Genomic DNA, 23939 nt, shown 5'->3' on the forward strand with positions numbered 1-23939 from the left:
GAATAAAAGCGAAAAGGACTACACCACCTCAAGAAAACCTGCCAGAACATCTCAATAAACGACAAGATCCACCCATCCTACTTAGTCTCTGTAGGAAAACACCTAAGCATTATTCTTACATTTAAAAACCCCAATAAACCGCCGCATCAGTTTCGCTCGCTCAGGGCCGGATTAACACAGGTTGACATTTGCCAACCCTACAGCAACTCTTGACGCAGGCTTACTCTGCAGCCTGGCTGGCTTCAGTCACAGCACTTGAATTGCATCCCAGAGACGAAATGAAAACAATAAGAACCTACAACTATGAAATACTTAACTTTGAACCACCCCCAAACAACAACCTAAAGCACCGGACCTCCCCGCCTCGGCCATGCCAGAGGACAAACATCACTCTATTATTGTGCACTCAGCTCATTGGCTACACGATCATCAACGCCACCATTCAAAACAATGAAGAAAACCTCCCGAAACGTATCGAATACTGGGTGACCGCAGCCACCTCTTTGCGGGTAAATCGACTCCCACAGGCTCGCCGCTGTATGTGATACAACGCAAAACCTGTGGGAGCGGGGTAGCCCGCGAAGAGGCCGTTACAGACTAAGCTGTGGCTGTCACAACCCCTCCAGCTCCGCCATCAGATCACTCAACCGATCCACCTTACCCTCATCCAGCGCGCTGCCCTGCAGCCCACGCACATACTCCGCGAACTCCTCAACCGTACTGCACTCGAACATCGCCCGCAGCGGCACGTTCAACTGCAACTGTTTCTGCACCCGCGAGGCAATCTGCGTTGCCAGAAGCGAATGCCCGCCCAGCTCGAAGAAGTTGTCGTGCACCCCTACCCGCTCGGCCTTCAGCACGTCGGCCCAGATAGCGGCGAGCACCTCTTCCAGCTCGTCGCGTGGCGCCAGGTAGGCCTGGCCATGCTGGCCGCCGATGTCGATGGCCGGCAAAGCCTTGCGGTCAAGCTTGCCGTTGGCGTTGTGCGGCAGGCTGTCGAACCAGCCCCAGTGCAGCGGCACCATGTATTCCGGCAAATCAGCACGCAGGCGTTGCTTGACCTGCTCCAGCAGCGCGGCATCGGCGGTAACGCCCTGATGAGCCACCAGGTATCCGACCAGGTGCTTGCCGTTGACACCGTCCTGTACACCCACGGCGGCGTCGCGGATTTCGACCTGCTCGTGCAGGCGGGCTTCGATTTCACCCAGTTCGATCCGGTAACCGCGGATCTTCACCTGGTGGTCGATACGACCGACATATTCGAACACGCCATCCGGGCGCTGCCGTGCCAGGTCACCAGTGCGGTACAGGCGCTCGCCCGGCGCACCATGCGGGTGGGGGATGAAGGCCAGAGCGGTACGCACCGGGTCGCCGACATAGCCCCGGCCCACGCCGGTACCGGCTACGCACAGCTCGCCCACCGCGCCCAGCGGTACCAAGGCCTGGTCCTCGCCGTACAGATACAGGCGGTTGTTGTCGGTTGGCGTGCCGATCGGCAGGTAGCTGCCACGGGTCGAGGCCAGGTCGACGCGGAAGAACGCCACGTCATCGGAGCACTCCGCCGGGCCGTAGGCGTTGACCAGGCCGATGCCCGGGTAGCGCTGCAGCCATTGCGCGGCCAGCTCCGGCGGCATGGCTTCGCCGGTCGGCAGCATCCAGCGCAAGCCGCCCAGCGCCTGATGATCGTTGGCCAGCATGCCCTGGATCAGCGAGGGCACGCTCTCCAGCACCGTGATGCCGGTGGCCTGAACATGCGTCAGCAGGCCCTGCGGATCGTGGGCGATGGCGTTTGGCACGATCTCGACCCTGGCGCCGAACAATGGCGCGGCAAGGAACTGCCAGACCGAGATATCGAAGCTCTGCGAGGCGGTCTGGGCAATCACATCCTGCTCGCTCAGCGCCAGGTACGGCACCTTGCTCAGCTGGTTGTTGAGCATGCCGCGCTGCTCGACCATCACGCCTTTGGGCAGGCCAGTGGAGCCTGAGGTGTAGATCACGTAGGCAAGATTGTCCGGCCCACTGTGGATACCCGGGTTGTGGCTGGCGATGTTGCTCGATTGCACCTCCTCCCATATCAACAGCCGCGGCCGCGCCACGCCGGCCAGTTCGTCCAGCAACAGGCGCGCCTGCTCGGCACAGGCTGCGCTGCACACCAGCACCGGCGTGCGGCTGAGCTCGACGATACGCTGCAGGCGCGCCGACGGCAGACCAGGGTCCAAGGGCAGGTAACCGGCACCTGCCTTGAAGCTGCCGACGATCATGCCCAGCAGTGGCAGGCCCCGCTCGGCCAGCAGCGCGACCGGCTGATCGATGCCAGCACCCGCAGCGACCAGCGCATGGCCCAGGCGGTTGGCTGCCAGGTTCAACCCGGCATAGTCATAGCTCGCCTCCATGCAACGGGCCACCGTGCGCTCTGGGTGCGCGGCGACCTGTGCCTCGAACTGCGCGACGTAGCTCTGCTCCAGGGCATAGGCCCGTTCGGTGCGGTTGCACGCCTGAAGCAGGAAGCGTTCCTCTGCCTCACCCAGCAACGGCAGCTCGCTGACCTGCCCGTCGAAACCTTGCACCAACGCCAGCAACAGGCGCTTGAACTCGGCCAGCAAGCGCTCGACGGTTGAATGGTCGAAGTAGCGCTGGTCGAACGACAGGTGCAGGCCAAGGTCGTCGCCCGGGTAGCACACCGCCGTCAACGGGAAGTTGGTGTGAGTACGGCCTGAGTCCGAGCTGGCGTTGAGGTGCTGGGCGTGGTCGAGCACCGCGGTTTCCACCGGGGCGTTCTCGAACACGAACAAGCTGTTGAACAGCGGCTGGCCTTTGGGCAGTTCGCTGCACTCCTGGATCGTCACCAACGGCAGGTATTCGTACTCGCGCAGCTCCATGTTGCGCTCCAGCAGGCCTTGCAGCCACTGGCGCACGCTGCAGCGATGGCCCGGTTCGGGCAATTGCACACGCAGGGCGATGCTGTTGATGAACAGGCCGACGGTGCGCTGCATCTGCGGCATGCTCACCGGCCGCCCGGCAACGGTCACGCCAAAGGCCACGTCGCGCTCACCGCTGTAGCGGGCAAGCACCAGGGCCCAGGCCGCCTGGGCGAAGGTGTTGATGGTCAGTTGGTGAGCCTGGGCCAGTTCGCGCAGGCGCACGCCATCACTCACCTCCAGGCGGGTGTAGCAGTCACCGACCAGCATGCCGTCACCGGCATGGTCATGACGCAGCGGGCGGTCGCTTGGGATCGCCGTGGCGCGCTCGAAGCCAGCCAGGTTGGCCTGCCACCAGCGTCGTGCTTCGCCCAGGTCCTGGCGTTGCAGCCAGCCGATGTAGTCGCGATAGCGTGGCGGCATCGGCAGCTGGGCCTGGCGGCCTTCGCCGAGGGCCTGGTAGAGCTCGAAGAAGTCGTTCATCAACAACGAGCGGCACCAGGCATCGATGAGGATGTGGTGGTTGCTCATCATGAACCAGTAACGTTCATCGTCCACCCGCACCAGCCGCAGGTGGAACGGCGCCTGGCGCAGCAGCTCGAAGCCGGCCTCGCGCTCTTGCTTGTGCAGTGCTTGCAGGCGTTGTTCCTGGGCCGTGTCGTCGAGGCCGCGCCAGTCCTGGTAGTCGACAGGAGTGTTCCCCGGTTTGTGGATGATCTGCAGCATCGCTTCGCCGGCATTCCAGCTGAACGATGCCCGCAGTGCCTCGTGGCGGGCCACCACCGCCTGCCAGGCCTGGGCGAAGCGCTGCGGGTCGAGGGCGCTGTTGATGCGGTAACGGTCCTGCATGTAGTAGATGCCGGTACCCGGCTCCAGCAGGGTATGCAGCAGCAGGCCCTCCTGCATTGGGGTCAGCGGGTAGACGTCTTCGATTTCGGCAGCCGGAACCGGTAGCGCGTCGATCTGTTCCTGGGTCAGGTGCGCCAGTGGGAAGTCCGAGGGCGTGAAGCTGCCCGTACCCTGGGCCAGGCAGTGGCCGACCAGGGCAAGCAGTTCGTGGCGATAAGCCTCGGCCAGGCGCGCAATGGTCTGCTCGTCGAAACGCTCGCGGCTATAGGTCCAGCGCAACTGCAAGGCACCGCCATAGACCTGGCCGTCGACGCTCAGCCAGTTCGGCAGTGGCGCGTCGAGGTCGTGGGCCAGGCCCGCAGGGGCATCCAGCGGCTGGAACAGCGCCGCACTGTCGAACTGCTGGTCGAACTGGCCGAGGTAGTTGAAGGTGATGCGTGCTTGCGGCAGCGCGGCCATGCTCTCGCGCCCGGCGTCATCAGCCAGGTAACGCAGCACGCCGTAGCCCTGGCCTTTGTGCGGCACCTGGCGCAGCTGTTCCTTGATGCGTTTGATCGAGGTGGCGCGGGCGCTGTCGTCCTCACCCGCCTGAGGGTTCAGGCGCAGCGGGTAGGCGCTGGTGAACCAGCCCACGCTGCGGGTCAGGTCCATGTCTTCGAACAGCCCGTCACGGCCATGGCCTTCTAGCTGCACCAGCACCTCGTCGTCACCGGTCCAGCGGCACAGCGTGCGCGCCAGGGCAGTCAGCAGCAGGTCGTTGACCTGGGTGTGGTACGCCGCGGGGGCCTGTTGCAACAACTGACGGGTCTGCTCCACATCCAGGGCGATGGCCAGGGTATCGGCATGCCGGTGCAGGTTGCCGCCCTGCGGGTGATCGCATGGCAGCTCATGGCGCACATCCCCCAGCTGGTCTTGCCACCAGCCGAGCTCATCGCGCAGCGAATCGCTGCCGGCGTAGCTTGCCAGGCGCGCAGCCCAGTCGGCCATGGCGTGGGTCTTGGCCACCAGCGGCTGACCACGGTACAGCGCCTGCAGGTCTTCGAGCAGCACGCGCCAGGACACTCCATCGACCACCAGGTGATGGATCGCCAGCAACAGCCGCTGGGCGCCCTGCCCGTCGCTGACCAGCAAGGCCCGCAGCAATGGCCCCTGTTCCAGATCCAGGCTGCATTGTACGTCGGTGTACAGCGCCTGACAGGCATTGAAATCGGCGACCGTGGCAGTCCATAGCAGTTGCTCGCCAGGCGCTGCCGCGTATTCGCCCTGCCAGCGGCCATCTGCCTGGGTAAACCGCAGGCGCAGGCTGTCGTGGTGTGCCACCAGGGTGGCCAGGGCCCGCTCCAGCAGGGCGCTGTCCAGCGGCACGCGCGCCTGAAGCAAGACGGCCTGGTTCCAGTGTTGCGGTTGAGCCACCTCACTGTCGAAGAACCAGTGCTGGATCGGCGTCAGGCCGCTGCGGCCCTGGCGCTGGCCCTGCTCGATGCTGTTCGCCACCTCGCTGCGGCTGGCCACGGCGGCCAGTGTCTGGATGGTCTGGTGCTGGAACAGGTCGCGCGGGGTGAACTGCAGGCCAAGCTGACGGGCCCGGCTGACCACCTGGATGGACAGGATCGAATCACCGCCCAGTTCAAAGAAGTTGTCCTGCACGCCCACGCGGGAGATGTTGAGCACCTCGCGCCAGATCTGCGCCAGTTGCTCCTCAAGCGCGTTCGCAGGTGCCTGGTACTGTTCGCGGGCCTGTTCCAGGTCTGGCAGCGGCAAGGCACGGCGGTCCAGCTTGCCGTTGCCCATCAGCGGCAGGCTGCCCAGCAGCACCAGGTGCGTTGGCACCATGTAATCGGGCAGGTGCTGGCGGGTGTGCGCCTTGACCGCTTCGCGCAACCGGGCTTGGACCTCACTGTCAGCGCTGGCCTGCTTGCACACCAGGTAACCGACCAGCTGTTTGCCGCCGGGCAAGTCGTGAGCCAGCACCACAGCCTCTTCGATATCGGCATGCGCCTGCAGACAGCTCTCGATTTCGCCAAGCTCGATACGGAAGCCGCGGATCTTCACCTGCTGGTCGGCACGCCCGACATACTCCACCAGGCCGTCGGCGCGCAGGCGCACCAGGTCACCGGTGCGGTACAGGCGCCCACCGTCATGGCTGAACGGGTCGGCGACAAAACGCTCGGCGCTCAAGCCAGGGCGGTCGTGATAGCCCTGGGCAAGCCCTACCCCGCCGATGTACAACTCGCCGATGCCACCTTGTGGCAGCAACGCCAGGTCGTCATCGAGGATATAGGCACTGCGGGCACCGATCACCCGGCCGATCGGCACGCTGCCGGCATCGGCGGGCAAGGTGTCAGGGGCAAGACAAGCCAGGGGCATGACCACCGTCTCGGTCGGGCCGTAGGCGTTGAAGAACTGCTGGGGGGCGAAGGCCTGACGGATACGCGTCAGGTGCTCGCCGGTCAGCGCCTCGCCGCCGGTGATCACCAGGCGTACCGGCAGTTGCTCGCCCTGCCCGGCCAGGTACTGGGCCAGCTGGCTGCCGTAGCTTGGGGTGAAACCGAGGATACTGACCTGCTGCTCGCGTACCAGTTGGCAGATGTCTTCGGCGCCCCATTGCCCCTGGGCACGCAGCACCACGCGGGCGCCGCACAGCAGCGGCACCAGCAGGCGCTCGCTGGCCGCGTCGAAGTTGATCGAATAGAAGTGCAGTTCGCAGTCGTCGCTGCGCATGCCGAAGGCCTTGATCACCGCCTGGCAATGCATGGCGATTTCGCCGTGGCTGACCACCACACCCTTGGGTTTGCCGGTGGACCCCGAGGTGTAGATCAGGTAGGCCTGGTGCTGCGGCAGGTTGAGGTTGGCCAAGGGTGCATCGCTGTAGGCGGACAAGCCTGCGGCGTCGTCCTCCAGGCTCCAGCGCGCTACGCCGTCGGGCAGTTCGCCAAGGGTTTCGAGCAGCGCGCGCTGGCTCAGCAGCAGGCCGATGCGGCTGTCCTCGATCATGTAACGCAGGCGGTCGAGCGGGTATTCCGGGTCGAGCGGCACATAAGCGCCGCCGGCCTTGAGGATCGCCAGCAAGCCGACGACCATCTCCAGCGAACGCTCCAGCGCCAGGCCCACGCGCACCTGCGGGCCGACCCCCCGCTCGCGCAGGGCTCGGGCCAGGCGGTTAGCCTGCTGGTCGAGCTCGGCATAGCTCAGGTGCCGGCCGGCGAAGGTCAGCGCGCCGGCTTGTGGCGTGCGCGCAGCCTGGGCGGCGAACAGGCCGTGAAGGGTCTGCTCAGGGGCGCGACCATGCTCACCCTGCAACTGGTCGAGCAATACCTGCTGTTCGGCCCCGGCCAGCATCGGCAGCTCGCACAGGCGCTGTTGCGGGTTGTCCAGCAGGCCGAGCAGCAACTGTTGCCAATGCTCGGCCATGCGCGCGATCCGCGGTTCATCGAACAGGTCGCGGCTATAGGTCAGGCAGCAGCCAAGACGGCCATCGAGGTCGGTCACTTCCAGGTACAGGTCGAACTTGGTGGCGCTGGCATCGTTGACCAGGTAATCCACCTGCATGCCTGCCAGCTCACGGCTTTGCTGGAAGGCCCAGCGCTGCACGTTGCACATCACTTGGAACAGCGGGTTGTAGGCGCTGCTGCGCGGGGGCTGCAGGGCTTCTACCAGTTGCTCGAATGGCAGGTCCTGGTGCGACTGGCCTTCGATGGCGGCCCGGCGCACCTGGTCGAGCAAGGCGGCGGCGGTCATCTGCCCGTCCACCTCGCAGCGCAGCACCTGGGTGTTGAGGAAGGCGCCGATCAGCCCTTCGCTTTCGGGGCGGATACGGTTGGCCACCGGCGCACCGATGCGCAGGTCGCGCTGGCCGCTGTAGCGGTGCAGCAAGGCGGCCAGGGTGGCGGTCATGGTCATGAACAAGGTCAGCCCGCGCTGGCTGTTGAAGGCATGCACGCGGGCAACCAGCGCCGGGTCCAGCTCGAAGCGGTACAGCTCGCCACGGTGGCTCTGCACGGCCGGGCGTGGCCGGTCAGCCGGCAGGGCCAGGACCGGGTGTTCGTCGCCCAGGCGGGCTTTCCAGTAGGCCAGTTGGCGCGCCCCTTCGCCGCTTTCCAGCCACTGCCGCTGCCAGACGCTGTAGTCCAGGTACTGCACCGGCAACGGCGTCAGTGGCGACTCGCGCTCATCGACGAACGCTTCGTACAGCTCGCCCAGTTCGCGGGCGAAGATGTCCATGGCCCAGCCTTCGGTGACGATATGGTGCAGCGTGAGCACGAAATAGTGCTCGCGCTCCGCGGCCTTGACCAGGCAGGCACGCAGCAGCGGGCCACGCTCCAGGTCGAACGGCTGGTGCGCCTGGGCGTCGGCCAGTTGCTGCAGGCGCTGCTCGCGCAGGGCTGCTGGCAAGGTGCTGAAATCCTGCCAGTCCAGGTGTACGGCGCCTTCGCCGGCCACGCACTGGTACGGCACACCGTCAATGGCGGGGAACGTGGTGCGCAAGGTTTCATGGCGCACGATCAACGCCTGCAGTGCGCGCTCGAACGCATCCACATGCAGCGTGCCGCGCAGGCGCGCCATGCCGCCGACGTTGTAGGCCGGGCTGTCCGGCTCCATCTGCCAGAGGAACCACATGCGTTGTTGCGAATACGACAGCGGCACAGCCTGGCGGCGGTCGACGCGGGTGATCTCGCCCTGCAGGTTGCGTTCGCCGGCTTCGCGGATGCGGGCGATCTCGGCGCAGAAGGCGCCCAGCTCGCTGGCTTCGAACAGCACCTTCAAGGGCAGCTCGACATCGCAGGCCTGGCGGGTGCGCGAGACGATCTGGGTGGCCAGCAGCGAGTGCCCGCCAAGGGCGAAGAAATCGTCGTGCAAGCCGATGCGCGGCAGGTTCAGCACCTCGCACCAAATGGCCGCAACCTGCTGCTGCAACGCTGTCTGCGGCGCGACATGTTCGCGCTGCTGCCAGACCGGTGCCGGCAGCGCCTTGCGATCGACCTTGCCACTGGGCCCCAGCGGCATGTGTTCAAGCGCGATCAGTTGCGCTGGCACCATGTAGGCAGGCAGGCGTTCGGCCAGGCTGGCGAGCAATGCCTCGGCTTGCCCCGGGCCGCTGTAGTAGCCGACCAGCTGCGCGCCCACGCCGTCCTGATGGATCAGCACCAGCGCTTGCTCGACACCCGGCTGAGCAAGCAGGCAGGCTTGGACTTCTTCGGGCTCGACGCGAAAACCTCGCACTTTCACCTGTTGGTCCAGGCGGCCGAGGTATTCCAGAGCCTGGGCCTGTAACTGCCAGCGGGCACGGTCGCCACTGCGGTACAGGCGCTCGCCATTGCCATCGGCCTGCGGCACGAAGCGTTCGGCGGTCAGGCCAGGGCGGCCGAGGTAGCCGCGGGCAAGCCCCGCGCCTCCCAGGTACAGCTCGCCTGGCACGCCCGGTGCGGCCAGTTGCAGTTCGCCATCGAGCACACGGCAGATCACGTTGCCCAACGGCCGGCCAATGGGCGAGCGTTCGCCGTCTTCAGCCCGGCAGTGCCAATGGGTGACGTTGATGGCGGTTTCGGTCGGGCCATAGCGGTTGTGCAGTTGGACCTGCGGCAGCCGTTGCAGCACGCGGTCGCGCAGGCTCGCCGACAACGCCTCGCCACCGCAGAACAGCCGGCGCAAGCTGCTGCAGCCAGCGGCCAGCGGCTCTTGCACGAACACCTGCAGCAAAGGCGGCACGAAGTGCAGCGTGGTGACCCCGTGCTGCTGCACCAGCGCGGCGATGCGCTGCGGGTCACGGTGCTCGCCGGGGCCGGCCAGCACCAGCTTGCAACCGGTGATCAGCGGCCAGAAGCACTCCCAGACCGACACGTCGAAGCTGATCGGCGCCTTCTGCATCAGCACATCGCCAGCATCCAGCGCATAAGTGGCCTGCATCCACTGCAGGCGTTCGGCCAAAGCTGCATGGGTGTTGCCCACGCCTTTGGGCTGGCCGGTGGAACCGGAGGTGTAGATCACATAGGCCAGGTTGTCGCCGTGCAGGTGCAGGCCAGGCGCGTGGCTTGGCCAACTGTCCAGGTGCAGCTGATCGAGGGCAATGGCACTGACGCCATCGACTTGCGGCAGGTTGGCCAGCATGCCGCTGTTGCTCAGTAGCAGGCTGGCCTGGCAATCGCGCAGCATGTAGGCCAGGCGTTCGGCCGGGTAGTCGACATCAAGCGGCACATAGGCACCGCCCGCCTTGAGGATCGCCAGCAGACCGACCAGCAGTTGCGGCGAGCGCTCCACGGCGATGGCCACGCAGCAGTCGGGGCCGACGCCTTTGTCGCGCAGGTAATGGGCCAGGCGGTTGGCTTGTTGGTGCAGTTCGGCGTAATCCAGGCTGCCGCCTTCCCAAACCAGCGCCCTGCGCTCAGGGGTCTGGCGCGCCTGTTCATTGAGTTGCTCGACCACCAGGCGCTGCAGTGCCGGCGCCGGCGCCTGGCCCCAGGCCAGCAATTGTTGGCGGGCTTGCTCATCCAGCAAAGCGACGTCGCCCAGGGCCAGTTGCGGGTCCGCGCACACTTGCTCGAGCAGCGCCAGCAGGTGCTGTGCCAGGCGGGTGACGGTATCTTCGGCAAACAGCTCGGCGGCGTAGTCGAAGGCCAGGCTCAGACGGCCCAAGTGGTCTTCCTCGCTGTGCAGCTGCAGGTCGAACTTGGCTTCGCGGCTGTGCCACGGCAACTCTTCTGCCAGCAAACCCGGCAGGCGGCGCAGGGCCGAGAGGTCGCGCTGCTGGTGGTTGAACATGACCTGGAACAGGCCCTGCTCACGGGCGTCGGGCAACGCTTCGAGCAGTTGCTCGAACGGCAGGTCCTGGTGGGCCTGGGCATCGAGGGTCGCCTGCCTTACCTGAGCCAGCAGTTGCGCGAACGGCTGGCGGCCATCGAGCTGCGCTCGCAGCACCTGGGTGTTGATGAAGAAACCGACCATGCCCTGGGTTTCCTGGCGCGGGCGGTTGGCATTGGGTACACCGACACGGATGTCGTGCTGGCCGGTGTAGCGGTGCAGCAGGCCCTGCCAGGCTGCCAGCAGCACCATGAACAGGCTGGCCTGATGTTCGCGGGCCAGGCCCTTGAGGGCTTCGCTCAGCTTGGCCGGTACTTTGACGTTCAAGCGTGCCGCACGGTTTGCCTGCTGGCTGGAACGCGGCCGGTCCGGGTGCAGGTCGAGCACCGGCAACGCGTCGCCCAGCCGGGCTTTCCAGTATTCAAGCTGGCGCGTGCTTTCGCCTTCAGCCAGCCATTGGCGCTGCCAGTTGCCATAGTCGGCGTAACCCAGTGGTAAAGGCGCCAGCGAAGCCTCAAGGCCCTGGCAACGGGCGGCATACAGTTTGGCGAATTCGTCGAGCAGGATGTTCAGCGACCAGCCATCGGCGACGATGTGGTGCAAGGTAACCCACAGCTGATGGTCTTCGTCACCCAGCCGCACCAGGGTCACGCGCAGCAACGGGCCCTGGCCCAGGTCGAACGGTAGCTGTGCTTCGGCTTCGCGGCGCTCGGCCACGTCGGTGGCTGGCAGCCCTTGCAGGTCCAGGTGCAGCAGGGTGAACGCCTGCCGGGGCAGGATGCGCTGCAGCGCCTGGCCGTGCTCTTCGCTGAACACGGTGCGCAACGATTCGTGGCGCGCCACCAGCGCCTGGAATGCGGCATCCAGCGCAGCTTCGTCCAGCTCGCCGCGCAGGTGCAGGCCGGCAGGTATGTTGTAGGCCGCCGACTGCGGCGCCAGCTGCCACAGCAGCCAAAGGCGGTTTTGCGCCAACGACTGCGGCAGGGCCTGCCCACGGTCAAGGCGGGCAATGGTCGCCGTTTCGCCACCCCCCTGGGCGAGGATTGCCGCCACGGCAGCGCTGTACTGCGCCAGGGTCGGTGCTTCGAACAGGGTGCGCAGGCCCAGCGCGATACCCAGTTCATCGGCCAGACGCGCAGTCACCTGGGTGGCAGCGATGGAGTTGCCGCCCAGCAGCAGGAAGTGATCATCGGCGGCGACTGATTCGGCCTTGAGCACCTCGCACCAGAGGGCCGCGATACGTGCCTGCAGGCCGTCGCCGGCAGCGGCAGTTTCACCGGTTTCGACGGGCGTCGGGAAGCGTGCGTAGCAGTCCAGGCTGCCATCGTCCATGCGCAGGCGGCAGGCCGATCGCTGCAGCTTGCCGCTGGAGGTCTTGGGCAAGGCCCCCGGGTTGAGCAACAGGACCACGGCAGGCGCCTGCCGGCAGGCGTCGGCGACGACCTGGCGCAGCGTCTTGATCAGCGCCTCGGGGGTGGACGCCTTCTGCACGTTACGGCTGATTTCCACCGCAACACCGATCCCCTCTTCACCCTGGTCGTCCACGGCAAATACCGCTACACGGCCCTTGCGCAGCACATCGACTTCACGTTCCAGGGTTTTTTCCAGGTCCTGCGGGTAGAGGTTCTGGCCACGGACGATCAGCATGTCCTTCAGGCGCCCGGTGACGAACACTTCACCTTCACGCATGAAGCCCAGGTCACCGGTGCGCAGCCACGTCTGGCCGTCCATTTCGACAAAGGTCCGCGCGCTGGCCTCAGGGTTGCGCCAGTAGCCCGAAGCGATGCTGGGGCCAGCGGCCCAGATTTCGCCAACCCGATTGTCACTCAGCACGTCCAGGCACTGTGGCTCGACGATACGGACCGCATGCCCTGGCTGCGGGTAGCCGCAGCTCATCAGCACGCTGCCCTTGCCGGCTTCTGCACGGTTGGCGGCGAAGGCGTCGGCGTCGAGTTCCAGCGCGCCGATGCCTTGGCCACGGCGGCTGCCGCTGACGAACAAGGTGGCCTCGGCCAGGCCATAACTGGCAAAGAAGCTGCTGGGCGTGAAACCGCAGGGGGCGAACTTCTCGGCGAAGGTGTCCAGGCTGTCCTGGCGGATCGGCTCGGAGCCGGAATAGGCCACACGCCAGCGGCTCAGGTCGAGGCCGGCCAAGGCCGCCTCACTGACCCGTTCGCTGCACAGGCGGTAGGCAAAGTCCGGCCCGCCGCTGATGGTGCCGCCGTATTCGCTGATCGCCTGCAGCCAGCGCTGCGGCCGTGCGAGAAAGTAACCTGGCGACATCAGCACACACGGTACGCCACTGAAGATGGGCTGCAGCAGCCCGCCGATCAGGCCCATGTCGTGGTACAGCGGCAACCAGCTGACGATCACATCGTCGGGGTTGAGGTCGATGCCAAACCCATGGCGAATCAACTGCTCGTTGGCCACCAGGTTGCCGTGGCTGACCTGCACGCCCTTGGGCAGGGCGGTGGAGCCGGAGGTGTACTGGAGGAAGGCGATGTCGTCGCCGGCCAGCGCCGGTTCGCGCCAGTCACTGGCCAGGGCCGGGTCCAGGCCATCCACTGTCAGCAGCTCAGGGGCGCTGTCTGCGCCGAGTGCTTGCAGGCCCTGCAGGCTGTCGTGCAGCGCTGCCACGGTCAGCAGCAGGCGGGGCTCGGCGTCGTCGATGATCGACAGCAGGCGCTCCTGGTGATGCTGGCGCGAAGACTCCGGCGGGTAGGCCGGCACGGCGATGACACCGGCATACAGGCAGCCGAAGAACGCCGCCACATAGTCCGGCCCGCTGGGGAACAGCAGCACGGCGCGGTCACCGAACGCGGCGCGGGCCTGCAAGGCTGCTGCGATGGTGCGTGCACGCATGTCCAGGTCCCGATAGCTGAGCACCGCCTGCTCGCCGGGCGCATCGGCCAAAAAGCGCAAGGCGATGCGCTCAGGGGTATGCGCAGCACGTTGCGCCAGGGCCTGGACCAGCGAGAGCGGGAGTTCGAAGGCGTCCATCATGGGGTGTTCCTGCCAGTGTCTGGGTAAGTCGGGCCGGCTGCCGCGCGTGGTTCGGCGGGCAGCGTCCGGCGGCCGGATGTACACAGGGGAACGGATGGGCAACGCAAGAAATTACCGGGAAGTCGCAGCGACCACGCGCACGGAAAGTGACGCGCATCACGATCGCCTGCTTAGAACTGAAACTAATAGATACTCATTAACTTTCGTATTTGACAATCATTATCATTCTGAATAGTTTGTCGCACGTCGTAGGAAGCTTCCCCAAGTGGGGTGCTCCTATTCCCCTCTGTGACAAGGTGATTTCCATGGCGGAACAACTATCCACAAGTAAGTGCGATTCACCATTACTCCAGGCATTCGTCGACAACCGCAGCATCCTGGTCAAGATCGCAGCCCGCATCACCGGCTGCCGCTCACGGGCCGAAGACGTGGTGCAGGACGCTTTCTTCCGGCTCGGCGCCGCCCCCCAGATCACCTCGTCGTTCAAGGCCCAGCTCAGCTACCTGTTCCAGATCGTGCGCAACCTGGCCATCGACCATTACCGCAAGCAGGCGATGGAGCTGAGGTACTCAGGCAGCGAAGAGGAAGGCTTGAACGTGGTCATCCAGAACGCCTCGCCCGAGGCCACGCACATCAACCTGGCGGCCCTCGAGCACATTGCCGAGGCGCTCAACGAGCTGCCCCAGCGCACCCGTTACGCTTTCGAGATGTACCGCCTGCACGGCGTGCCGCAGAAAGACATCGCCAAGGAGCTGGGCGTGTCGCCCACGCTGGTCAACTTCATGATCCGTGATGCGCTGGTTCATTGCCGCAAGACCGCCAGCCGCCAGGCCTGAAGCAGCTGCAAACTGCAAGATGAATCAGCGGCGACGCGCCCTTCTCTTGCAGCTTGCAGCTCGAAGCCCCCCTAAGCCAGCCTGCAACGATCGAAAAACCGCTCCCGCCCCAGAATCATCAACGCTGCGCGCTTGTGCGGAAAATCGAACTCCTTGTCGCAATGGAAGCACTGGTCGTGCATGTAGCCGATCATCTTGCCATTGTCGGCACGGGGCTCGGCCACCACCCGCTGGGTGCGTGGGTCATCCAGAAACAGGTAATGCACCAGCGCCGACAACCAACTGGCGACCTTGTGCGGACCGCGATGCGCCTGCTCACCCACCAGCATGTGGATGCCGCGGTCGTAGTCGTCGGCTTGATAGAACGGCGCGATGCGGTCCTCCTTGGCCCAATAAGCCTCGAAGTAGGCAAATGGCTGATCGTCGAAACAGCCGATCAAGGTCACGGTGTGCGGGTCGGCTTCCAGCTTGGCCAGGTATTCCCTGTGCTGCTCCAACGACCCGCCCTCCTGCCAGAATTGCTCCACACGCGGATCGTTCTGCCAGCGATTGAAGCGCTCCAGGTCCTGTTCGAGCTCCAGGGTGCGCAGCGACACCCAACTCCCCAGGCGCGCATCGAAGCGCCGATACACCTCGCCATGGGGCTTGGGTGCGCGGCGCGGGTGGCGCTTGCCATTGCTGATCTGCATCTGTTGTGGGTATGCGCCGCTGACCAACTGGCCAAGCCAAGGCTGTGGCAACTGCCAGAACATAGCGCGCTCGCACAGGTACACGCCTGGCTGTTCCGTGCTGAGCAACAGGCCGCTGGCGAGGGTCTCAGGTACAGGCTGCGGCAGGTGCCAGGCAAGGCGCTGACAGGCTGGATCCCGCGACAACAACCAGTAACAGGCGGCCCACAGGGCCTGCTGTGGGCGTTCGGGGCATAGGCGTTCAATATGCACCGCCAGGGTAGCAGCTGGCGCAAGGCGCACCTGGATCAGCGGGCGACCCTCCAGGGTCAGGCTCAACCAGCAATCGCCCTCTTCAGCGCTCAGGCTGCGCCAGCGAGGCTGTGACAAGGGCTGAGAAGCGGCATCGAACGGCATGGTCAGGGCTCACAGAAAATGAAAGAAAGGCTCATTTCTGAAAACGTCACTGCAATCGGGGAATTTAGTCATGGGGGGCTTCGACGGTGATCCGGTAAGGCTGGAAGATGCGGGCCAGTTCGCCGGTATCACGCAGATGGCGCAGCAGCGCGGCCAATTGCGCATCGCTGATAGGCGCGCCGGGGCGCAGCAAAGCATAGTGATGATAGACCTGGTCGATGCGCGTGGAGGCGATCAACCGGCTGTGACTGGCCGGGTTGCGCGCCAGGAAATCACTGAGGTAAGAGCGCGTCACCAGCGCGATGTCGGCTCGGCCAGCCTGGACCATCAGCAGGTTGCTGTCGTGCGAATAGGTCAGCGTGGCGTTGTAGGTCTTGCGCAGGTAGTTGGGGTCCGGATTGAAACGGGCGAATGCATAGTGGTAGCCGTTGAACAGCGCCAGGCGCTTGCCGGCGAGATCATCGAAATAATGCTGGTCCCGGCCATCGGCCTGTTTGGCCACGAACACCTCTGCATCTTCCAGGCCCATATCCACCGCCTGATGCGGTATCCGTTGCCAGCCCCACTGCGGGTTTTCGAAGATGGCCATATCGGTACGGCCTTGCTGGAAATCGCCAAAGCGCCGCTGAATCGATGTGGGCACCAGCACGAAGCGATAATCTTGCTGCAGGCGGTTCAACGCTTCGACCAGTTGCGGCAGCAGCCCGGTGTCGGCACCCTGCTCGGGGCGAACCGTATAAGGCGGAAAATGCGCAGCGCCGACCTTTACCTCGATGGCGTCGGCAGCCCAGACCGGTGCCGCCAGCCATACCGCGGCCAGCATCAACAGGGTGGTCAAAGCCTTCAGGCCGGGCGCTGGAGTCAAGACGGACACTCATCACGGTTCATACCTGGATGCGCCTAAGCTAGGCGTTTTCCTGGCAAGGCACAACTGCTGGTTATGCCAAAGTGAGGGCATTTTGCCAGGGGATGCCGTGACGCCCGACATTGGCTACGCTGCTTTGGCATGTATGGCGAGGGAGCCTGGTATGGGCCACTGGTTGGTGATCGACCTGGAAGCTACCACCGATGACGGTGGCTGGCCGGTGACGGAGATGGAAATCATTGAAATCGGCGCCAGCCTGGTGACCCGTGAAGGCCGCGAAGTGGACCACTTCCAGCGCTTCGTGCGGCCCAGGCGGCGGCCGCAACTGACGCCGTTCTGCCGCGAACTGACGCACATCAGCCAGGCCAATGTGGATAGCGCAGCGCCATTTCCCGAGGTATGGGCGCGTTTCGAACGCTGGTTGGGGCACCATCGCGGGCAATTGCAGGCTTGGGTCAGCTGGGGTGATTACGACCGCCAGCAGTTACTGCAGGAATGGCAGCAACATGAGCTCGACAGCCTGTTGCGCGACCTGCCGCATATCAACCTCAAGCAGCGCTTCGCCAAGGCTCGTCACCTGCAGCGTCCGACGGGCCTCAACGGTGCCCTGCAACTGGCCGGTATGCATTTTTGCGGGCAACAGCACCGGGCGCTGGAGGATGCCCGCAATACCGCGCGGCTATTGCCCTTGAGCCTGCCGGGCATTTGAGCTCTGGGCCGCCTGAAAGCAGATGACGGGGCGGATGGGCTTGGGCATACTGGCCAGCCCTTTTTCATCCCCTCTTTTTCAGGAGTCGCCCCATGTTCAAGGTCAACGAGTACTTCGATGGTACCGTCAAGTCGATCGTCTTCGAAGGCACTGAAGGCCCGGCCACCGTCGGCGTCATGGCACCGGGCGAATACGAGTTCGGCACCGCCAAGCGCGAAATCATGCACGTGGTTTCCGGTGCGCTGACCGTCAAGCTGCCGGGCAGCGACAACTGGGAAACCTTCAACGCCGGCGACAAGTTCAATGTGGCCGCCGACAGCAAGTTCCAGCTGAAAGTGGCGGTGGATACTGCCTACCTGTGCGAGTATCGCGACTGATCTGTTGCTGCACACACGGTCGCTTGTAGGAGCGGCCTTGTGTCGCGAAAGGGCTGCGAAGCAGACCCAGCAATTGTTGTTGCGCTGCTGAATCCTGGGTCTGCTTCGCAGCCCTTTCCGACCGGTCCGGCGCCCCGGCAAGGCCGCTCCTACAGGTAGTCAGCCTCTGAGGAACCCCGCAACCTTCTCAGCCGCCGCCTGCAAATGCTGCTCATGGCTGAACCCCGAAGCCTTCAGCGGTTTCAGATCATGATCGCCTGCCACCAGCCAGCTCACCTCGATCGACGGTGACAGCGCATACCCCTGCACCGCGTCACGATTACCCAGCGCATCCCGCTCGCCCTGCACGATCAACGTCGGTGTCTGCAAGCCCGCCAAATGCTCGACCCGTGGTTTTTCGGGTTTGCCCACGGCATAGAACGGATAGCCCAGGCACACCAGCGCATCAGCACCCAACTCGTCGGCCAGCAGGCTGGCCATGCGCCCGCCCATGGACTTGCCACCAATCGCCAGCTTGCCCGCGACCAAAGGTCGCACCTGCCGGTGCACCTCGCGCCAGCATTCGAGCAGCACCTTCTGTGGATTGGGTGGCCGCTTGCCACCCCCAACCCTGCGCTCGGCCATGTAGGGGAACTCGAAGCGAACCACCCCTACGCCAAGCGCCGCCAGCCTTTGCGCCATTTCATCCATGAACCCGCTGTCCATCGGCGCGCCAGCGCCATGGGCCAGGATCAGGCACGCCGCAGCACTGCCATCTTGCTGATTCTGCGCCGGATTGCAGTGCAAGCCTGGGACATTTCCGATCTTCGCCCATTGATCCCCGTCAATACCGGCACGTTGCCCATTAATCATGCTTGCCTCGCTGTAAAGCCTGCCAATAACCGTGGATGGGAACCCATACATGAACACAACCAGCAGTACCGCCTATAACTACAAGGTGGTCCGCCAATTCGCCATCATGACGGTGGTGTGGGGAATCGTCGGGATGGGGCTCGGCGTCTTCATCGCCGCCCAGCTCGCCTGGCCTTCCCTTAACTTCGACCTCCCCTGGACCAGCTTCGGCCGCCTGCGCCCACTGCATACCAATGCGGTGATCTTCGCGTTCGGCGGCTGCGCACTGTTCGCCACCTCCTATTATTCGGTGCAACGCACCTGCCAGACCACCCTCTTCGCACCAGGGCTGGCCGCGTTCACTTTCTGGGGCTGGCAACTGGTCATCCTGCTGGCGGCCATTACCTTGCCGCTGGGTTACACCAGCTCCAAGGAATACGCCGAGCTGGAATGGCCGATCGACATCCTGATCACCATCGTCTGGGTCTGCTACGCCATCGTGTTCTTCGGCACTTTGATCAAGCGCACCACCAAGCATATCTATGTCGGCAACTGGTTCTTCGGTGCCTTCATCCTGACCGTGGCCATGCTGCACATCATCAACAACCTGGAACTGCCGGTCAGCCTGACCAAGTCGTACTCGGTCTACGCCGGGGCCACCGACGCCATGGTGCAGTGGTGGTACGGCCACAACGCCGTGGGCTTCTTCCTCACTGCAGGCTTCCTGGGGATGATGTACTACTACGTGCCCAAGCAGGCCGAACGCCCGGTGTATTCCTATCGCCTGTCGATCGTCCACTTCTGGGCGCTGATCACCCTGTACATCTGGGCCGGCCCCCACCACCTGCACTACACCGCGCTGCCCGACTGGGCGCAGTCGCTGGGCATGGTGATGTCGCTGATCCTGCTGGCCCCCAGCTGGGGCGGCATGATCAACGGCATGATGACCCTGTCCGGTGCCTGGCACAAACTGCGCAGCGACCCGATCCTGCGCTTTCTCGTGGTATCGCTGGCGTTCTACGGCATGTCCACCTTCGAAGGCCCGATGATGGCCATCAAGACGGTCAACGCCCTGTCCCACTACACCGACTGGACCATCGGCCACGTGCATGCCGGCGCCCTCGGCTGGGTGGCGATGATCTCCATCGGCGCGCTGTACCACACCATTCCGCAAGTATTCGGCAAGGCACGCATGTACAGCATCGGCCTGATCAACGCGCACTTCTGGCTGGCGACCATCGGCACCGTGCTGTACATCGCCTCGATGTGGGTCAACGGCATCGCCCAGGGCCTGATGTGGCGCGCGGTGAACAGCGACGGCACGCTCACCTACTCGTTCGTGGAAACCCTGGTGGCCAGCCACCCGGGCTTCATCGTGCGTTTCGTCGGTGGTGCGATCTTCCTCAGTGGCATGTTCCTGATGGCCTGGAACACTTGGCGCACCGTACGTGCTCCGGCCACCGAGGCCGCCCCTGCCAACGCCCAGCTGGCCTGAGGAGACCTGCCTGATGAAACATGAAGTCATCGAAAAAAACGTCGGCCTGCTGGCCCTGTTGATGGTGTTCGCCGTCAGCATCGGCGGCCTGACCCAGATCGTCCCGCTGTTCTTCCAGGACGTCACCAACAAGCCGGTCGAAGGCATGAAGCCTTACACCGCGCTGCAGCTTGAAGGCCGCGATATCTATATCCGCGAAGGTTGCGTGGGCTGCCACTCGCAGATGATCCGCCCGTTCCGCGCCGAGACCGAACGCTACGGCCACTACTCGGTGGCCGGTGAAAGTGTGTGGGACCACCCGTTCCTGTGGGGCTCCAAGCGTACCGGCCCGGACCTGGCCCGGGTCGGCGGGCGCTACTCCGACGACTGGCACCGCGCGCACCTGTACAACCCGCGCAACGTGGTACCGGAGTCGAAGATGCCGTCCTACCCATGGCTCGTCGCCCAGCAGGTCGACAACAGCCACACCGACACCAAGATGCGCACCCTGCGCACCCTGGGGGTGCCGTACACCGACGAGGACATTGCCGGTGCGCGTGATGCGGTCAAGGGCAAGACCGAGATGGACGCCCTGGTCGCCTACCTGCAGGTGCTCGGCACCGCGATCAAGAACAAGAGGTGAGTGCGATGGAAATGGATATCGGCATGATCCGCGGCGTGGGCACCCTGGTGGTGATGATTGCCTTCATCGGCCTTTCGCTGTGGGTGTTCAACCGCCGCCGCGACCATGATTTCGCCGAAGCGCGCCTGCTGCCCTTCGTCGACGACCGCCTGCCCCCTGCCGGGCAGGACACTGGCATGAGGAGTAATCCCCAATGACTACCTTCTGGAGTACGTACATCTGCGTACTGACCATCGGCAGCCTGATCGGCCTGACCTGGCTGCTGCTGTCGACCCGCAAGGGCCAGAGCAGCAACACCACCGACCAGACCATGGGGCACAGCTTCGACGGCATCGAGGAGTATGACAATCCGCTGCCCAAGTGGTGGTTCTGGCTGTTCGTCGGCACCCTGGTGTTCGCGGTGGGCTACCTGATCCTCTACCCGGGCCTGGGCAACTGGAAGGGCGTCCTGCCCGGCTACGAGAATGGTTGGACCGGCGCGAACGAATGGCAGAAGGAAATGGACAAGGCCGACGCCAGGTTCGGCCCGATCTTCGCCAAATACGCGGCCATGCCGGTCGAGGAAGTGGCCAAGGACCCGCAGGCATTGAAGATGGGCGGCCGCCTGTTCGCCTCCAACTGCTCGGTGTGCCACGGCTCGGACGCCAAAGGCGCCTATGGTTTCCCCAACCTGACCGACAACGACTGGCGCTGGGGCGGCGAGCCCGAAACCATCAAGGCGTCGATCATGAATGGCCGCCACGGCGTGATGCCCGCCTGGGCTGAGGTGATCGGCGAACAGGGCGTGGCGGATGTAGCCGCCTACGTGCTGAGCAACCTCGATGGCCGCAGCCTGCCGGAAGGCGCCAAGGCTGATGTGGCCAAGGGCAAGGAGATCTTCGCCGGCAACTGCGTGGCCTGCCACGGGCCCGAGGGCAATGGCACCCCAGCCATGGGCGCGCCTAACCTGAACCATCCGCAGGCGTTCATCTACGGTTCGAGCTTTGCCCAGCTGCAGCAGACCATTCGCTATGGCCGCCAGGGGCAAATGCCGGCCCAGGTGGATATCCAGGGCAACGACAAGGTGCATTTGCTGGCGGCTTATGTGTACAGCCTTTCGCAGGGTGATATGCCTGCAACCGTGACTGCCAAGTAACACCCCGGGGCCGCAAAGCGGCCCCAGCACCTCCCCGCCCCTAGCCCCGCCTTGCACCCCCTCCGAACAGAACTAAGCTTGTTGCCACAGTGGCCTTCGCTGTCAATCCAGCGAAGCAGACGCGGTGCATCGCCTGACGCCGCCTGGAAAAAAAGCTTGACCGATCGATCAGAAAAAGATGAAAAACGGTACACATTACAAATATTTATTTGTGTACAATCGCCCGAACCCTATTGCCGCGGGACACCGGCATAAGGGCCCGGACACGGGTCGGCGCAGGGCTCCTTGCGTTGCCATAACCCTGGCGGTTATCGATACTGGCGCCGATTTTTCAACCAACAAGAACACCAAAACCGTGGAACCTTAGAATGAGCACAGCAATCAGTCCGACTGCTTATAACTATAAGGTCGTCCGCCAGTTCGCCATCATGACGGTGGTCTGGGGGATCCTTGGCATGGGCCTGGGCGTTTTCATCGCCTCGCAGCTGGTGTGGCCGCAACTGAACCTGGACCTGCCCTGGACCAGCTTCGGCCGCCTGCGCCCCTTGCACACCAACCTGGTCATCTTCGCCTTCGGCGGCTGTGCGTTGTTCGGCACCAGCTACTACGTGGTGCAGCGAACCTGCCAGACCCGGCTGATTTCCGACAGCATGGCCGCCTTCACCTTCTGGGGTTGGCAGGCCGTGATCGTCGGTGCGCTGATCACCTTGCCGATGGGCTACACCACCACCAAGGAATACGCCGAGCTCGAGTGGCCACTGGCGATCCTGCTGGCCATCGTCTGGGTGACCTACGGGCTGGTGTTCTTCGGCACCATCGTCAAGCGCAAGACCAAGCACATCTACGTCGGCAACTGGTTCTACGGCGCCTTCATCGTGGTTACCGCGATGCTGCACATCGTCAACCACATCTCGCTGCCGGTGAGCCTGTTCAAGTCCTACTCGGCCTACTCCGGCGCCACCGACGCGATGATACAGTGGTGGTACGGCCACAACGCCGTGGGCTTCTTCCTCACCACGGGCTTTCTGGGGATGATGTACTACTTCGTGCCCAAGCAGGCCGAGCGGCCGATCTACTCGTATCGCCTGTCGATCGTCCACTTCTGGGCACTGATCACCCTGTACATCTGGGCAGGCCCGCACCACTTGCACTACACCGCGCTGCCCGACTGGGCGCAGTCGCTGGGCATGGTGATGTCGATCATCCTCCTGGCGCCGAGCTGGGGCGGCATGATCAACGGCATGATGACCCTCTCCGGTGCCTGGCACAAACTGCGCACCGACCCGATCCTGCGCTTCCTCGTGGTATCGCTGGCGTTCTACGGCATGTCCACCTTCGAAGGCCCGATGATGGCCATCAAGACCGTGAACTCGCTGTCGCACTACACCGACTGGACCATCGGCCACGTACACGCCGGCGCGCTCGGCTGGGTGGCGATGATCTCGATCGGCGCCGTGTACCACATGATCCCGCGCCTGTATGGCCGCGATCAGATGCACAGCGTGGGCCTGATCAACGCGCACTTCTGGCTGGCGACCATCGGCACCGTGCTGTACATCGCCTCGATGTGGGTCAACGGCATCACCCAAGGCCTGATGTGGCGCGCCATCAACGATGACGGCACGCTGACCTACTCCTTCGTCGAAGCCCTGCAGGCCAGCCACCCGGGCTACATCGTCCGCGCACTGGGCGGTGCGTTCTTCGCCTCCGGCATGCTGCTGATGGCTTACAACGTGTTGCGCACCGTACGCGCCGCCAACCCGGCAGAAGCGGATGAAGCCGCCAAGATCGTCGTTGTGGGAGCCCACTGATGAAGCATGAAGCTGTCGAGAAGAACATCGGCCTGCTGGCCTTCTTCATGGTCATCGCCGTGAGCGTCGGTGGCCTCACCCAGATCGTCCCGCTGTTCTTCCAGGACGTCACCAACAAACCCGTCGAAGGCATGAAGCCGCGCACCGCGCTGGAAGTCGAAGGCCGTGACATCTACATCCGCGAAGGTTGCGTGGGCTGCCACTCGCAGATGATCCGGCCGTTCCGCGCCGAAACCGAGCGCTACGGCCACTACTCGGTGGCCGGTGAAAGCGTGTGGGACCACCCGTTCCTGTGGGGCTCCAAGCGCACCGGCCCGGACCTGGCCCGCGTCGGTGGCCGCTACTCCGATGACTGGCACCGCGCACACCTGTACAACCCGCGCAACGTAGTGCCGGAGTCGAAGATGCCATCCTACCCGTGGCTGGTGGAGAACACGCTCGACGGCAAAGACACCGCGAAGAAGCTGGAAGTGCTGCGTACCCTGGGCACGCCGTACACCGATGCCGACATCGCCGGTGCCCGCGACGCGGTCAAGGGCAAGACCGAAATGGACGCACTGGTCGCGTACCTGCAGGGTCTTGGCACCATCATCAAAAGCAAACGGTGA

General features: G+C 64.3%; 13 protein-coding genes. 9 read left to right on the forward strand and 4 right to left on the reverse strand.

What is annotated here, in order from left to right; all coding sequences use genetic code 11:
- Positions 1-611: 611 nt before the first annotated feature.
- Positions 612-13565, reverse strand: coding sequence for a non-ribosomal peptide synthetase (locus ACMGF5_RS00665; protein ID WP_414157503.1), 12954 nt, complete (start codon positions 13563-13565; stop codon positions 612-614).
- 305 nt (positions 13566-13870) lie between these two features.
- Here ACMGF5_RS00665 and ACMGF5_RS00670 point away from each other — a divergent pair, with 305 nt between their 5' ends.
- Positions 13871-14401 (forward strand): RNA polymerase factor sigma-70, encoded by a 531-nt coding sequence (locus ACMGF5_RS00670; protein WP_119687510.1) that lies wholly within the window; start codon positions 13871-13873, stop codon positions 14399-14401.
- 71 nt (positions 14402-14472) lie between these two features.
- Here ACMGF5_RS00670 and ACMGF5_RS00675 read toward each other — a convergent pair whose 3' ends face one another.
- A complete protein-coding gene (locus ACMGF5_RS00675) occupies positions 14473-15486 on the reverse strand; it encodes a GNAT family N-acetyltransferase (protein ID WP_119687511.1) in 1014 nt (337 codons plus the stop codon).
- 64 nt (positions 15487-15550) lie between these two features.
- Positions 15551-16351, reverse strand: a complete 801-nt coding sequence (locus ACMGF5_RS00680; protein WP_119687512.1) for a substrate-binding periplasmic protein — start codon at positions 16349-16351, stop codon at positions 15551-15553.
- 163 nt (positions 16352-16514) lie between these two features.
- Here ACMGF5_RS00680 and ACMGF5_RS00685 point away from each other — a divergent pair, with 163 nt between their 5' ends.
- Positions 16515-17060 carry an exonuclease domain-containing protein gene (locus ACMGF5_RS00685; RefSeq protein ID WP_119687513.1) on the forward strand — a complete coding sequence of 182 codons (546 nt, stop codon included), beginning with the start codon at positions 16515-16517 and terminating at the stop codon, positions 17058-17060.
- Positions 17061-17152: 92 nt separating this feature from the next.
- Positions 17153-17437: a pyrimidine/purine nucleoside phosphorylase gene (locus ACMGF5_RS00690; RefSeq protein ID WP_414157504.1), complete on the forward strand. Its 285-nt coding sequence runs from the start codon at positions 17153-17155 to the stop codon at positions 17435-17437.
- A 159-nt stretch (positions 17438-17596) separates the two neighbouring features.
- Here ACMGF5_RS00690 and ACMGF5_RS00695 read toward each other — a convergent pair whose 3' ends face one another.
- Positions 17597-18289 carry an alpha/beta family hydrolase gene (locus tag ACMGF5_RS00695; RefSeq protein WP_237860949.1) on the reverse strand — a complete coding sequence of 231 codons (693 nt, stop codon included), beginning with the start codon at positions 18287-18289 and terminating at the stop codon, positions 17597-17599.
- A gap of 49 nt (positions 18290-18338) precedes the next feature.
- On the opposite strand from ACMGF5_RS00695, the gene ccoN (ACMGF5_RS00700) reads away from it, so the two are divergent.
- From ccoN (ACMGF5_RS00700) to ccoO (ACMGF5_RS00725), 6 genes are all read left to right on the forward strand, one after another.
- The gene (gene ccoN, locus ACMGF5_RS00700; RefSeq protein ID WP_012315402.1) at positions 18339-19763 is read left to right on the forward strand and encodes a cytochrome-c oxidase, cbb3-type subunit I; all 1425 of its coding nucleotides are present in this window, start codon (positions 18339-18341) and stop codon (positions 19761-19763) included.
- Positions 19764-19776: 13 nt separating this feature from the next.
- Positions 19777-20385 (forward strand): cytochrome-c oxidase, cbb3-type subunit II, encoded by a 609-nt coding sequence (gene ccoO, locus ACMGF5_RS00705; RefSeq protein ID WP_023381403.1) that lies wholly within the window; start codon positions 19777-19779, stop codon positions 20383-20385.
- A 5-nt stretch (positions 20386-20390) separates the two neighbouring features.
- The gene (locus ACMGF5_RS00710) at positions 20391-20582 is read left to right on the forward strand and encodes a cbb3-type cytochrome oxidase subunit 3 (RefSeq protein ID WP_012315404.1); all 192 of its coding nucleotides are present in this window, start codon (positions 20391-20393) and stop codon (positions 20580-20582) included.
- The gene (ccoP, locus tag ACMGF5_RS00715; RefSeq protein ID WP_046785291.1) at positions 20579-21520 is read left to right on the forward strand and encodes a cytochrome-c oxidase, cbb3-type subunit III; all 942 of its coding nucleotides are present in this window, start codon (positions 20579-20581) and stop codon (positions 21518-21520) included. Before ACMGF5_RS00710 ends, ccoP begins: the two co-directional genes overlap by 4 nt.
- Before the next feature lie 368 nt (positions 21521-21888).
- Positions 21889-23331, forward strand: coding sequence for a cytochrome-c oxidase, cbb3-type subunit I (gene ccoN, locus ACMGF5_RS00720; protein WP_012315406.1), 1443 nt, complete (start codon positions 21889-21891; stop codon positions 23329-23331).
- Positions 23331-23939, forward strand: coding sequence for a cytochrome-c oxidase, cbb3-type subunit II (ccoO, locus tag ACMGF5_RS00725; protein WP_046785292.1), 609 nt, complete (start codon positions 23331-23333; stop codon positions 23937-23939). The genes ccoN (ACMGF5_RS00720) and ccoO (ACMGF5_RS00725) overlap by 1 nt, the downstream gene beginning before the upstream one ends.

Source organism: Pseudomonas sp. BNK-15 (assembly GCF_047456105.1).
In the GTDB taxonomy this organism is placed as follows: domain Bacteria; phylum Pseudomonadota; class Gammaproteobacteria; order Pseudomonadales; family Pseudomonadaceae; genus Aquipseudomonas; species Aquipseudomonas putida_E.

What these genes read in the sequence shown, in the direction of transcription:
- ACMGF5_RS00665 (WP_414157503.1), bottom strand. Translation starts at nt 13,565, where the DNA reads ATGATGGACGCCTTCGAACTCCCGCTCTCGCTGGTCCAGGCCCTGGCG.
- ACMGF5_RS00670 (WP_119687510.1), top strand. Translation starts at nt 13,871, where the DNA reads ATGGCGGAACAACTATCCACAAGTAAGTGCGATTCACCATTACTCCAG.
- ACMGF5_RS00675 (WP_119687511.1), bottom strand. Translation starts at nt 15,486, where the DNA reads ATGCCGTTCGATGCCGCTTCTCAGCCCTTGTCACAGCCTCGCTGGCGC.
- ACMGF5_RS00685 (WP_119687513.1), top strand. Translation starts at nt 16,515, where the DNA reads ATGGGCCACTGGTTGGTGATCGACCTGGAAGCTACCACCGATGACGGT.
- ACMGF5_RS00690 (WP_414157504.1), top strand. Translation starts at nt 17,153, where the DNA reads ATGTTCAAGGTCAACGAGTACTTCGATGGTACCGTCAAGTCGATCGTC.
- ACMGF5_RS00695 (WP_237860949.1), bottom strand. Translation starts at nt 18,289, where the DNA reads ATGATTAATGGGCAACGTGCCGGTATTGACGGGGATCAATGGGCGAAG.
- ccoN (WP_012315402.1), top strand. Translation starts at nt 18,339, where the DNA reads ATGAACACAACCAGCAGTACCGCCTATAACTACAAGGTGGTCCGCCAA.
- ccoO (WP_023381403.1), top strand. Translation starts at nt 19,777, where the DNA reads ATGAAACATGAAGTCATCGAAAAAAACGTCGGCCTGCTGGCCCTGTTG.
- ACMGF5_RS00710 (WP_012315404.1), top strand. Translation starts at nt 20,391, where the DNA reads ATGGAAATGGATATCGGCATGATCCGCGGCGTGGGCACCCTGGTGGTG.
- ccoP (WP_046785291.1), top strand. Translation starts at nt 20,579, where the DNA reads ATGACTACCTTCTGGAGTACGTACATCTGCGTACTGACCATCGGCAGC.
- ccoN (WP_012315406.1), top strand. Translation starts at nt 21,889, where the DNA reads ATGAGCACAGCAATCAGTCCGACTGCTTATAACTATAAGGTCGTCCGC.
- ccoO (WP_046785292.1), top strand. Translation starts at nt 23,331, where the DNA reads ATGAAGCATGAAGCTGTCGAGAAGAACATCGGCCTGCTGGCCTTCTTC.